Source organism: Bacillus sp. M5A3_1b, assembly GCF_053345335.1.
Genome location: NZ_JBKEZY010000008.1, coordinates 62248 through 74982, shown reverse-complemented (window position 1 = coordinate 74982; position 12735 = coordinate 62248). Strand labels below are relative to the sequence as shown.

At 32.8% G+C, this 12735-nt stretch carries 11 protein-coding genes and 1 pseudogene; 7 read left to right on the top strand and 5 right to left on the bottom strand.

Annotation, left to right across the window (positions count from 1 at the left end; genetic code table 11):
• Positions 1-17: 17 nt before the first annotated feature.
• On the bottom strand, positions 18-362 hold the full coding sequence (locus ACLBWW_RS21675; RefSeq protein WP_048543892.1) for an ArsR/SmtB family transcription factor: 345 nt from the start codon (positions 360-362) through the stop codon (positions 18-20).
• A 519-nt stretch (positions 363-881) separates the two neighbouring features.
• On the opposite strand from ACLBWW_RS21675, the gene ACLBWW_RS21670 reads away from it, so the two are divergent.
• Both ACLBWW_RS21670 and ACLBWW_RS21665 read left to right on the top strand, forming a co-directional pair.
• Positions 882-2501: an FAD-dependent oxidoreductase gene (locus tag ACLBWW_RS21670; protein WP_048543890.1), complete on the top strand. Its 1620-nt coding sequence runs from the start codon at positions 882-884 to the stop codon at positions 2499-2501.
• Between the two features lie 387 nt (positions 2502-2888).
• On the top strand, positions 2889-3833 hold the full coding sequence (locus tag ACLBWW_RS21665; RefSeq protein WP_048543887.1) for a glycerophosphodiester phosphodiesterase: 945 nt from the start codon (positions 2889-2891) through the stop codon (positions 3831-3833).
• A gap of 48 nt (positions 3834-3881) precedes the next feature.
• On the opposite strand, the gene ACLBWW_RS21660 is transcribed toward ACLBWW_RS21665, so the two are convergent.
• From ACLBWW_RS21660 to ACLBWW_RS21650, 3 genes are all read right to left on the bottom strand, one after another.
• Entirely contained in the window at positions 3882-4559 is a 678-nt protein-coding gene (locus ACLBWW_RS21660) for a YdcF family protein (protein ID WP_431122613.1), read from the bottom strand.
• Positions 4560-4652: 93 nt separating this feature from the next.
• Positions 4653-5162: a DUF3916 domain-containing protein gene (locus tag ACLBWW_RS21655; RefSeq protein WP_048543882.1), complete on the bottom strand. Its 510-nt coding sequence runs from the start codon at positions 5160-5162 to the stop codon at positions 4653-4655.
• A gap of 2 nt (positions 5163-5164) precedes the next feature.
• Positions 5165-6007 (bottom strand): LysR family transcriptional regulator, encoded by an 843-nt coding sequence (locus ACLBWW_RS21650; protein WP_048543881.1) that lies wholly within the window; start codon positions 6005-6007, stop codon positions 5165-5167.
• Between the two features lie 84 nt (positions 6008-6091).
• Here ACLBWW_RS21650 and ACLBWW_RS21645 point away from each other — a divergent pair, with 84 nt between their 5' ends.
• On the top strand, positions 6092-7324 hold the full coding sequence (locus ACLBWW_RS21645) for an MFS transporter (RefSeq protein WP_098221488.1): 1233 nt from the start codon (positions 6092-6094) through the stop codon (positions 7322-7324).
• 108 nt (positions 7325-7432) lie between these two features.
• On the opposite strand, the pseudogene ACLBWW_RS21640 reads toward ACLBWW_RS21645, so the two are convergent.
• Positions 7433-7668, bottom strand: a pseudogene (locus tag ACLBWW_RS21640) (hypothetical protein).
• Between the two features lie 262 nt (positions 7669-7930).
• On the opposite strand from ACLBWW_RS21640, the gene ACLBWW_RS21635 reads away from it, so the two are divergent.
• The 4 genes from ACLBWW_RS21635 (at position 7931) to ACLBWW_RS21620 (ending at position 12692) form a co-directional block, all read left to right on the top strand.
• Positions 7931-9058, top strand: a complete 1128-nt coding sequence (locus ACLBWW_RS21635; protein WP_098221487.1) for a serine hydrolase domain-containing protein — start codon at positions 7931-7933, stop codon at positions 9056-9058.
• A gap of 277 nt (positions 9059-9335) precedes the next feature.
• Positions 9336-10493, top strand: a complete 1158-nt coding sequence (locus ACLBWW_RS21630) for an agmatine deiminase family protein (RefSeq protein ID WP_447614231.1) — start codon at positions 9336-9338, stop codon at positions 10491-10493.
• 378 nt (positions 10494-10871) lie between these two features.
• Positions 10872-11822, top strand: coding sequence for an agmatine deiminase family protein (locus ACLBWW_RS21625; protein WP_048544261.1), 951 nt, complete (start codon positions 10872-10874; stop codon positions 11820-11822).
• A gap of 48 nt (positions 11823-11870) precedes the next feature.
• Positions 11871-12692 (top strand): MerR family transcriptional regulator, encoded by an 822-nt coding sequence (locus ACLBWW_RS21620; protein ID WP_098706347.1) that lies wholly within the window; start codon positions 11871-11873, stop codon positions 12690-12692.
• The last annotated feature ends 43 nt before the right edge of the window (positions 12693-12735 follow it).

The following is a 12735-nucleotide window of genomic DNA, read 5'->3' as shown; positions in this document are numbered from 1 at the left end:
TCTTATACCTCCAAATTTCAATAAAAGTTGTGTAATAGCTTTTCAATATTTAATACAAGATTTTTTAATAAACTTAATTTTGTACGTATATCAATATAATAAAAGTTTTTTGTACCTTCTTTTCGCATTAAAATAATACCGGCTTCTCGTAAAATCCTAAGGTGATGCGATACTGCTGGTCGAGAAAGGTGTGTTTGTTTCGTAATTTCTCCTACACGTAATCCGGTTTGACATTCCGTTTTCATGAGAACTAACAAAATAGCTTGACGTGTTTCATCGCCAATTGCCAATAATACTTTTTGAGAATCAATAAAATCTTTTTTTATAACATTTAATTGTTCTTGTTTATTCATTTCAATCACTTTACCTCCTGGTAATTAGTCGAAAGGTTTAAGATGATGAACCATTACATCGATACGGTAATGCTACATGATTGTTGTATGAGCTGCAATATTGGGAAAGAAAATCGAGACGAATGAAATTATATGTGTTGATAATGGTAGGGGATAGAAAAAGGTTACATACTAGAATGGTAAAATTTTTAAAAATAGAAAATGATTTCATAATATACTGTTTACAGAAGATAAAGGATAAGGGTTTTATAAAAAATAAGCGGTCGTAACCCTGTATAACTACTTATAGGGTTACGACCGCTTATAGTGTTTTTATTATTTTGGTGTTTACTAAAGTGAGTTGTTTCGTTTTACTCTTTCATACATGCATAATGCAAGCAGATTATAGATGTATGAAAAAGTAAAAAGAATTTGGGGCGTAATCTATCTATATGATAATTAAAAATGAATTATAAGTCTATATCTTTGTTGTTTTTTTGATTATATTTATGTCACTGAGCTCAGAACAATGATGTGGAGGGTAAATATATGAAATCGAATTACGTACCAGTTTTAATTATTGGAGGAGGATTATCAGGGTTAGCATCTGCGTTATTTCTTGCAAAACATAACGTTGATTATTCACTGGTTGAAAGGCACCCGTCTACTGCAATTCATCCAAAAGCAGGTGGAATCACTTTTCGTACGATGGAGTTATTCCGGGAATTGGGTTTAGAACAAAGAATTAGATTGGCGGGTAAAGCGTTAGAAAATTGCCGAGGAAGAATAGCAGTTCATACAATAGCTGAGGTGAATAAGGAAGAATTGGCACAAATGAGGGCGAATCAGTATGGAAACGATGAAAAGTTACTTCGAAAAATAGAAGAGATTAGTCCATCAAAACAAACAGCTTGTTATCAAATTACTTTAGAAGAGATGATGTTACAAGAAACGAGAACATTAGGCGGAGAATTATCTTTTTATCATGAATTAGTTTCTTATGAACAAAATGAGCACGGAGTAATAGCAACGATTCGGAATCGTGAAACGGAAGAAGAAAGTATTATTCATTGTGACTATGTAATTGCAGCAGATGGGGCAAAAAGTAAAATACGTGAGCAACTAGGGATAAGTACTGAGGGACGAGGTACAATCGGTGGCTATTATGTGAATATTTATTTTGAAGCGGATTTAAGTGAGTTTATACAAGGAGATGCATTTGGTTTTTCTATGGTACTTCATCCGGAAGTTCTTGGTGCGCTTATTCCAGTTAATAACGAAAGAAAATGGATTTACCATGTATCCTACGATCCATTAAAAGGAGAGCGACCAGAGGATTTCACTATAGAACGTTGTAAACAAATTATTCAAACAGCAATTGGCAACACAAAGGTCGAGTCAAAAATAGTAAGTGTTTTACCATGGGAGGCGAGTGAAAGTACGGCTACAAAATTTCAAGATAATCGCATTTTTTTAGTTGGTGATTCAGCACATATTATGCCCCCAACTGGAGGATTCGGTTCAAATACAGGAATACAAGATGCGCATAACTTAGCTTGGAAATTAGCAGCTGTTATAAAAGGGAAAGCAAATCCAAATTTGTTAGAAACATATCATAAAGAGAGATATCCTGTTGCAAAATTAACGACAGAGTATGCGAGTAGTTTATTGTTCCGTGCTGCAAGTAGAGAGGAAGGCAGTTTGAATAATATGGATGGATTAGCTGTAACTGTTGGGTATCACTATTGTTCAGATGCGATAGTAGATGACTCAGCTACTCCACATAGAATGGATATCGTAGAGTTGAACGGAAGACCTGGAACGCGAGCACCACATTTTTTTGGAATGTATGAGGAGAAAGAAGTCTCTGTCCTTGATTTATTAGGTAACGATTTTGTTTTGCTTACTGGAGCAGAAAATGATTCTTGGGCTGAATCAGCACATACTGTTTCAGCTACATTAGGAGTAACTATAAAAGTGTATCGCATTGGTTTAAGTGGAGATTTTGTTGCTCAAGAAGATATTTTCAGAAAATTATATGGGATAGAGAATGGAGGAGCTGTATTAATTAGACCAGATGGCTTTATAGGATGGCATTCGGCAAAAGCAGTGGTAAATCCAGATGTAATGCTGGAAGAGGTAATGAGAAATGTATTATGTGATTTTTAAGTAAATACAGAAATACTTTCTTATATGTCTCACTTTACTGAAAAAATAATATTCACAAATTTTAATAGGTTTGGTATGATTAATTTCGACAAGTTAATCGAGGCCAGAGATATTTGAGATAAGCCATAAATTTATTTAGGGATACAGAAGTGTCCTCTAAATAATTTATGGCTTTTTTTATTGGATGAGCCGTACACAATAGAGAAGTTACATGTGGAAAGGAGGGCTATAGAAAATAAATAGTTTTCTATATTAATAACATAGAGAAAGTATATTCGTAAGACTGAAATTTTAATATAAGCTTATAAAAATAATGAAAATATATCTTCTATTTCGTGTAAATCTCATTAACTTGTTGAAATTTGCAGCGTAGGAAGGGTTAGAAGGATGAGAAAAATTATTAGCGCGTTCGTTATTTTCTTTATGATGGGAAGTATCTTTGCTGGGGGAGCTGTTCATGCGAAAGCAGAAGGGAAGCATGAATGGAATACGAATAAATTTTTAAATATTGCACATCGCGGAGCAAGTGGACATGCACCTGAGCATACTTTTGCTTCTTATGATTTAGTGAAAAAAATGAAAGCGGATTATTTGGAGTTAGATATTCAATTAACTAAGGATGGCCAATTAATTGCAATGCATGATACAGCAGTTGATCGTACTACAAATGGAACAGGGGAAGTACGAGATAAAACATTAAGTGAAATAAAAAGCTTAGATGCAGGATCGTGGTTCAATAAAGCTTATCCAGAAAAGGCTAAGCAAGAGTACGTTGGTCAAAAGGTTCCGACACTAGAAGAAATTTTCCAAAAGTACGGAAGAAGCATGAAGTATTACATTGAAACAAAGTCACCAGATGTGTATCCAGGAATGGAAGAGAAATTATTGGCTTTATTAAAAAAATATAATTTAGTAGGTCAAAACATGTCTTCTAGCCGTGTTATGATTCAATCATTTAGTAAAGATAGTTTAACAAAGATTCATAGTATGAATAAAAATATTCCGTTAGTTCAACTGCTTTGGTATTATCCAAATGAAAACAATGAGATTGTTGAATGGTCTGGCATTACACATGAACCGAAAAGTGTAACAAATGAAGATTTTCAAGAAATTAAAAAGTATGCAGTTGGTATTGGACCGAACTTACGCAATGATAACGGAGAACTAATTATTGATGAGTCATATATGAAAATGGCTAGAAATAATGGTCTGTTAATTCACCCTTATACAATTAATGAGAAACTAGATATGCGATTGTTAATTAAATGGGGTGCTACAGGAATGTTTACAAATTATCCTGATCGATTACATAGTGTACTAAAAGAAAAATAAGTGAGATAGGATAAAAGGTATACCGACGTTTTGGTATACCTTTTTCTATTATGCTAGATTATAGTAGTAGGATACATATTCTTCTAAGCCTTGAACTTCTTTTTCAGGCGGCTCAATGCCACCTTTTCTACCGTAGCAAATATTTCTCAAGTATTCTCCAAAAATCATAGAGCGGCTTTTCTCATTTTCCATCCAATTATATCTATTAATGATAAACTCGCCATCGAAACTTGTATCAAATGTATATGGAATACAAGTAACAGTGTTAGGAAGATGTTTTTTCAATACTCTATATTGCCGACCGGCTCCTAAACTTTTGCAAACAAATAGTAGCCGATTAATTTTTGTGAAATCAAAAATCTTTTTCGCTTCCATTGCATTAGCGATAGAATGGAGGGAATTTGTCTCGAATAGGATAGCGTCTCTGGGTACGCCATGTTCAATTAATTTATGTACAATTACTTCTGCTTCTGACAAATCCCCGTAATTCCAGCTTGGATGTTTCATGCCATGCAAACTAGTACCACCTGTAACGATAATTTTATTTCCTAAACCTTGTCGATAAGCTTTTAGTGGAGTTTGCCAATTGCCAGGATGAGAACCGCCGAAAACGAAAATGGCATCACATTTTTGTGGTGTTATTTCTTTTAGAAAAGTGATTTCTGTAATTTGATCGATTTGTTTTTTCGTAAGATTAGGGACATCAGGATATTTAGGGATTACCATTTGAAAACCTCCTATATAGTGAAGTGATAAATTTATTATATAGCGATTTTGTCAGGTGAAAAAAGGGAAGCTTTTCATTTGAAAGCTCCCCTTTTAAGATAACTCTCCAACAAACCAAATCTCTTTTTCATCGATTGTATTCTCATCATAAATGACTTCTTGAAAGTGCAACATTTGGGCAGTAGGGCAAATTGAAATTCCCCATGTTTCCCAAAAATCAATTTCATTTGAAAGAGGAATCCATGTTTGAAATTCATTATTTCTATTGGGGAAATTTTGAAAGTAGTCATCGTTTTTAAATACGATAATTTGCGATCTCCATAAATTTTCTATAGAAATTAAAACAACAACTCGATATGTATGTATATCGCTCGGTTTTATTTTTATTAAATGATTTGCTTGATTTAATAAGGTTTGTATACACAATCGTTTTACTTTTCTAGGTATTTTACATGAATTGATAAAAGATTGGGAAACTGGTAATAGCATATACCAATATTCATCGTTATAGAAAGCAGAAGGGAACGTTTTTGTATGTTCCTCAATGCGTTTAATCATAGTGTTTGTTTTTCGTTTCATACCACGTATTTTCTTTTCGCGCATTGTTAAATCATCTCCATAAATTTTTGTAATGCAGCTGATTGATATATATCGTTCCTAGTAATAAAAGTAGTAGGAACTTTTTTGAATCTATTAGGTAAAGGATTGAATGATAAGTTATGTGCATGACCACTTAAAATTGATTTCATCATAATTGCTACGCCCATATTTGATTTTACACAGGCGAGTATTGCTTCAATTGTTCCGAACTCTAATATTCGTTTAGGCGAGATGCCTTCTTCTTGAAGCCAGTCTTCTAATAAACTTCTATAATAGCAACCTTGACTAAAAGCGAGTAAATTCATATCTTCTATGTCTGTAAGAGAGGGTAAAGGTTTTTTACTAATGAGAACTAATTCTTCTTCACGAAATACACTTGTATGAAGTTCAGCGTGCTGAGTAGAGCCAGCTATAAACGCTCCGTCTAGTTTTCTTTCTAACACTAGCCTAATTAGTTGTTCGGTCGTATTTGTTTCTAAAATCAATTCGACTTTTGGGTGTTTCTCATAGTAGGCCGTTAATATAGAGGGAAGCCTTACCGCAGTTGTAGATTCTGTACATCCGATTTTCAACGTGCCCTTTGGCTCAGTTCCATTACTTTGAACCGCTTTTATAGATTGATCCATTAAGTGGATAATTTGTTTAGCGTATGTTAATAAAATCTCACCGTTAGAAGTTAAAGTTACACCTTTTCCGTTACGGTAAAATAAAGGCACACCTAATTCATTTTCTAGTTGTTTCATACGCATTGTTACGCCTGATTGTACATAGTTCAAATTTTTAGCTGCGTGAGAAATATTATTTTCCTTCGCAACTTCGTAAAATACAGTTAAATCTTTTATGTCCACGTATCATCCCTCCGAAAGGTATCAATTTTTTTGATGGATTATATGATGAATATTTATTTTATATGATATCAGAACTTTCATACGATGGAAGGGGGTGGAGGGATGATTGTGTTAATCGAAGAAAGGATGAAAAGTACTTATAAGTGGATGATGTTAATTGTTGCGACGATTGCTCAAACAACAGCGACGCTTATAACGTATGGTGTTGGAGTTTTGGTGTTATTTTGGAAAGAAGAATATGCGCTTACGAATATGGAGAGTGGATTGTTAGTAAGTGTTGTAAATGTTGGACCATTATTTTGTATGCTTTTTGTTGGGCGGCTACTTGATCAATATAATGAAAAGTTGTTAATTTCTATAAGTTCATTTTTGCTAGGAGGTTCGCTTTTACTAACTAATATAGTAAGTGGATTTAATGGACTGTTATTTGTACTTTTATTAGTAGGAATGTTTTATAGTGTTTCCCAGCCAGGAGGAAGTAAAGTGATTTTAAAATGGTTTCCAAAAGAAAATCGTGGATTAGCGATGGGAATAAGGCAAGCTGGTATACCGGTTGGTGGCGCATTAGCGGGAGTTTTAATCCCGTTTCTTACAATACAATATAATGTGACTTATGCGATAAATAGTATGGCATGCATTTGTATAATTGGAGGTTTATTATTTTTTATGTTTTATAAAGAGCCATATGTCCAAGAGAATGTAAGGAAAGAATATATTAAAAATTCTTTATGGATGCAGCTAAAAGTAGTGATATGCAAAAAAGAGTTGTATCCAATTTATATAACGGGTATTTGCATGATTTCATTGCAAATGGTGTTAGTTGGGCACTTCATGAAATTTTTAGTAAGGGAACAATCCATTACATCTATTGAAGCTGGAACAGTATTTTCAGTGATGTTCTTTTCTGGAATGATTGGCCGTGTTGTATTAGCAGCTAGTAGTGATTTGTTTTATAAGGGGAATCGGCGCACGCCATTATTTATAGCTGTCTGTGCTTCTATCGGTTTGATTCTATTGTTAGTCATGAGCATACATACAGTAACGAGTGGATTATTGTATGGTGTAAGCGCATTGTTAGGTTTCTTTTCGATTGGATGGTTTAGTCTTTTTATTGTCGAAGTTGCTGAATTGGCAAGTGAAGAATGTGTTGGAATAACAGTTAGTTTGGCACTTACATTCAATCAAATTGCGATTATTGTTGCACCTGTTTTATATGGTTATATTGTAGATGAGAAAGGGTATACATATGCGTGGTTATGTATAGTGGTATTATTAAGCATCTCGGCAGTGAGTTTATATAGTAAAAACAAAAAATAAAAGAAAGTTAGCAATGTAAATTTTTTATGAAGAAATTCTAAAGAAATGCCGAATGTGCGACATTTCTATTTTATATGTTATATAATCAAAAATAAATGAGATTCATTTTCAATGACGTTCATTGCCCCTTTTGAAATTACCTGTTACTTTAGCCATAATGAGTTGTTTTTTTGTATCGTTATGTTATGTGCATGATTTATTTTGTTTAAAAATTTTTCAGCATCATTTCCTTTTAATATTTTAATTTACTTTACGTAATATTCAATTAAAACTATGTTATTTTTTGTTACTCTGTAATGGAACATCATATCATTTAAACGATTGTGTTTATCGGTATTTTTCATCGTAACAACTCCATTTCTTATTATGTGTAACAAATGTTACATAAGCTGTTGAAATTATAGTAGGGTGTATCCGATTGTAAGGTGGAAATTTTACAAGAAAGAAATACAATAGAGAGTAGCCAAAAACTGAATATGAGAAAAAGGAATCTAGTTTAATTAGGTGAATAATAGATAGGTAATATTATAAAGTATTTGAAAATTAATATATATAGAATAGAATGGATGCGCGTTAAGTGAAACTAGATAAAAGAGGGTTCCTATTATGCTAAAGAAATGGTTAATTGTTTTCTTTATTTTTGCTATTTTTTGTGGGAGTGTCGTTGCACTAATACATGCAAATAAAGGTAAGAAATATGATATAAAGGCATTTTCTAATGTAAATAGTAAGCAAAAGAGCGATATGCAAGAAGTTGATGCAAATGAGAAAAAGCGCTATGAAGTTGTAGCTGGAAAACTAGATCAATATTTAAAAGATAAAGGATTTAATGGGAGTGTTCTTGTAGCCAGTAAAGACCATGTAATTTTACGAAAAGGTTATGGGTATGCGAATGTGAAAGATAAAGTAGTAACAACGCCAAGAACGAAATATCGCATCGGTTCAATTACGAAAACAGTCGTTGCAATATCTATTATGCAGCTAAAGGAAAAAGGGAAATTAAATATTGAAGACAATGTAAATAAGTATATTCCATCGTTTCCGGCAGATAAAAACATTACGTTACGAAATCTATTAACACACACATCCGGCTTGCCAGATCAAGGACAAGGTAGGGTGGATGCGGGGTCACGTTTAAAGTTAGTAACGTGGATTGGAGCGCAAAAATTGCAATTTCCTGCAGGGACAGGCTGGAAATATACAGACTATAATTATATGGTGCTTGCATATATTGTAGAAAAAATTACGAATAAACCGCTCGCTGAATACATCAAAGAAAATATTTTTACTTCTGCTGGCATGCATGAATCTGGAATGGGGGAGACTCTCCCAGAAGATATTTTTTTAGCAGAAGGTTATACGAGAAAAGATAATGAATTAATAGCTGCACCCCGCTTAAAAATGAACTGGTTGTATGGGTGTGGTGAAATGTATACGACTGTTGAAGATATGAAAAGATTAGATGAGGCAATAATGGATGGAAAACTGTTATCTAAACAAAGTGTATTAGATATGTTTACGGCATCACCTGCAAGAAAATATGGATTTAGTTTCTATACGTATCCAGATTATTATCATAACCACGGCGTATTGGCAGGGTGGAATACTTTTAATAATTTTAACTGGGATAAAAAAACGTTTGTCATATTATTCTCTAACGTACAAAATGGTATGGATGATGCATTTAATCAAGAGTTTAGGAAAATGGCGAGTGATTTAATAGAAGGAAAATAATGATTTTTAAATCGGTATTGATATGAATTTATCAATACCGATTTTTTTTGAATGTTCAACGAAGAAGTAACTATGAAGGGGGAATAGTAGAATAATTTTATTTAGGAAGTTAAATGATATGAATGTTAAATATAGGAAATCTGCTACGGGAAGTTTATCTATTCGTATTGAATTTATGAGGAAGATTAATTGGTGAATTTTACATTGATAAAAAAGCTTGAGCTTAACACTATGTGAAGCTTTACATTATTGGAGACAAGAACAGGAGGTTTACAAAATGAAAAAAATAGTAAAGTTTTGCTTAATGGCTACATTATCTACAACGATTATTAGTGGATGCTCTTTTGAGGGGAACAATGAAAATGCTACAGGGAAAGAGAGTGAAAAAGTAGAGGTACAGAAAAAAGTTGGAAAATATACGATGCCAGATGAAAAAGATAAGCATGAAGGTACTTGGCTGCAATGGCCTCATGAATACACATATGGTGAAGAGTATAAGCAGGAAGTTGAACCGATTTGGGTTAAGATGGCAAGTGCTTTAACCGAGGGTGAAAAAGTCCATATTGTTGCATACGATGAGGAAGAGAAAGAGCGCATCAATAATCTTTTAATAGATAAAGGATTGAATATGGATAAAATTGATTTCTTTATTGCTCCTACTGATGATGTATGGGCAAGGGATAGTGGGCCGATTTTTGTTTATGACAATAATAAAAATCTCAAAATATTAGATCCGGCATTTAATGGTTGGGGAAAGAAAACTCCATATAAGAATGATGCTCGTGTACGTGAAAATGTTAGTGAACAAGTAGGGATTGAAAGGATTGATTGGGGGAATTTTGTCCTTGAAGGCGGTGCAATTGAATTAGACAGCAACGGTACAGCGTTATTAACTCGGAGTGCTGTAACAAATAAAAATAGAAATCCGGATTTATCAGAAAAGGAAATTGAAAAATATATAAGTGACCTTGGAGTAACAAACTTTATTTGGTTAGATGGAGTACCTAATATAGATATTACTGATTTTCATATTGATGGATTTGCTAAATTTCATGGTAAATCTACCATTGTAACGATGAAAGAAGATGACCTAGCCGAATGGGGATTGTCAAACAAAGATATGGATACATTGTTAGATGCAAAAAGTGCGTCAGGGCAGAAATATAAGTATGAATACTTACCTCTTAGTAAAGAGAAAGTTATTTTAGAAAATGGAAAAGCTCTCGATTATAAGGGATCGTATATTAATTATTATATTGGGAATACAGTGCTATTGGTGCCTAATTATAATGATCCGAATGATAAGATCGCAAATGATACGATTCAGAAGTTATATCCAGATCGTAAAGTAGTTGGTATTGATGTGAGGGAGCTTTATAAAAATGGTGGCATGATTCATTGTGCTACACAGCAACAACCGATTCAATTGAAGTAATTGATTGAAATTTAGTAACATGCGGACAAAATAGGTACATTGTTACTTTTACCTATTTTGTTATGTTTTATTTTTCGCCAAAAAGGAGTAACAGCATTGAAAGAAATAGTATTAACTAGCTTTATAATGATAGGGTTTATGATTCTATTATTCAATTTCATACTTTCATATAAATTTTTAATATTGTATTTTAAAATCCCGTCAAGAGTCAACTTTCCGCTCAACTACAGGGATATATTTTTTATATAAATATATAATATTTCTCCGTGCTATAATCCATTCATGAAATGTGCACGTTTCGAAAATTGTTATGAAAGAGAAATAGTTGGCAAAGTGAAATTAGTTATTCAGCCATTATTAAAAAGCGAGGTAAATAATATGGAACAAAAACAAAATGGAATTATTTTTACTGCAATACCAGATAAATCAAATGAATATTATCGTCCATTTTATGAAGACCTGGTTTATTTTAATGAATACTTAAATGAACATAAATCTTTTACTGATCAACTTGTTTCTTTATCTGTTGAAGAGCAAGACTTTCAAACAAGCTTTTTTGAGTATGATGATATTTGGCTAAGAGATGTTGCACCAGTTGTCACAAATCACTTAGTTAAATTTAAATATGAACCGAATTACTTACCGAAAGATCAATGGCGATATTTAGATCAACAATTTAATAAATGGTTGAAAAAGAACGAATTTGAATATGTGAAGTCTCCACTGATATTAGACGGTGGAAATCTTATTTGGAATAAAAAAGATACTGTTATAGTAACGGAACGCATATTTGATGATAATGATGATTGGACGGAAGAAGAAATTATAGAGCAACTAGAATGGGATTTAGATGTGAGCCGAGTTATTATTATTCCTGCTGAAGAAGGGGACGTACTCGCACATGCAGACGGAATGGTTAAATTTATTGATGAGCATACGATGTTTATTAGTGATTTTTTAGGGGATCATGAATTTAGATATAATGTTCAAGAGATGATTCAAGAGCAAATGCCAGAAGCTAAATTTATAGTTGTTTCATCGTTATATACAGAAAAGGGACAATATGATGAAGAAATAGCATCGGCAAAAGGCTTGTATATAAATATGTTAGAAACATGTGATACGATTTATGTTCCTAAGTTTGGATTAGCTAAAGATAGGGAAGTTTTACGATATATTCAACAGCATACGGAGAAACAAGCTATTCAAATTCATGTAGGAGAAATATCGACAATGGGAGGTGCAATAAATTGTTTAACGTGGTATTGTCCTCGTCATTTATTACCTTCAAAAATGAGGAGATTGAACAATCAGAATGAAGATTTTTGATTGGTTTTAAAATAAGCTTATAAGAAAATGTATTCAAGGGGTAAGTATATGTATACAATTACTGAGTTTTCACAGATTTGTAAAATGAGTACACGGATGCTAAGGCATTATGACAAAGAGGATATATTAAAACCAGCATATGTGAACCCGGAAAATGGGTATAGATATTATGAGCAAGGACAGTTAGAAATAGCGTTGGAAATAAAAAAGTTAAGAGAGTATAAGTTCCCTCTACCAAAAATTAAAATCATTTTGCAGTCATCAGATCAAGACTCGTTTGTGAAACATATGCAAGCACAAATTATAGAGTTGTCTCACGAAGTGAAGCGAAATTTACAGGTTATTTCAGAAATGAATGAGATGGTAAATGTGAATAATGGCCTGTATATTGCTCGCCATAGAAGTTACGATATATTAATTGGAATGAGAAATGAAATAACGGTAATTACTCAAAGGTTACAAATAAATATAGATGATATGGATGATTATTTTTATGACTTATATGAAAAGGTACAAAAGCATAATTTTCCAATAGTCGGTTCGCCTTCTACAGTTTTTTATGATGAAGAGTATATCCCGAATGAAAGCGATATTGAATTAAGAATTCCAATTTTGTATGAGAACGATAAAGACGTAGTACAAGGATCCGAAATAAAAAAATTAAATCCGCATCAAATTGTTACTACTATGCATTATGGAAGTTACGACTATATAGGTTACGCGTATATAGCGTTAGAAAAATGGATTGAAAGAAATAGTTATGTAATAGAGGGGTCACCATATGAAGTTTACATTAAGGGACCTGAATGTGATTGTTTAGTAGAGGAGTATGTGACACAAATTTGTTTATTAGTGATGAAAATAGACTGAGAATAAAGTAACCGAAAAGAAAAAAGCATGCAGAGTATATACT

Coding starts and splice junctions, on each gene's coding strand:
- ACLBWW_RS21655 (WP_048543882.1), bottom strand. CDS start 5,162: ATGCGCGAAAAGAAAATACGTGGTATGAAACGAAAAACAAACACTATG.
- ACLBWW_RS21660 (WP_431122613.1), bottom strand. CDS start 4,559: ATGGTAATCCCTAAATATCCTGATGTCCCTAATCTTACGAAAAAACAA.
- ACLBWW_RS21635 (WP_098221487.1), top strand. CDS start 7,931: ATGCTAAAGAAATGGTTAATTGTTTTCTTTATTTTTGCTATTTTTTGT.
- ACLBWW_RS21645 (WP_098221488.1), top strand. CDS start 6,092: ATGGAAGGGGGTGGAGGGATGATTGTGTTAATCGAAGAAAGGATGAAA.
- ACLBWW_RS21625 (WP_048544261.1), top strand. CDS start 10,872: ATGGAACAAAAACAAAATGGAATTATTTTTACTGCAATACCAGATAAA.
- ACLBWW_RS21665 (WP_048543887.1), top strand. CDS start 2,889: ATGAGAAAAATTATTAGCGCGTTCGTTATTTTCTTTATGATGGGAAGT.
- ACLBWW_RS21630 (WP_447614231.1), top strand. CDS start 9,336: ATGAAAAAAATAGTAAAGTTTTGCTTAATGGCTACATTATCTACAACG.
- ACLBWW_RS21670 (WP_048543890.1), top strand. CDS start 882: ATGAAATCGAATTACGTACCAGTTTTAATTATTGGAGGAGGATTATCA.
- ACLBWW_RS21620 (WP_098706347.1), top strand. CDS start 11,871: ATGTATACAATTACTGAGTTTTCACAGATTTGTAAAATGAGTACACGG.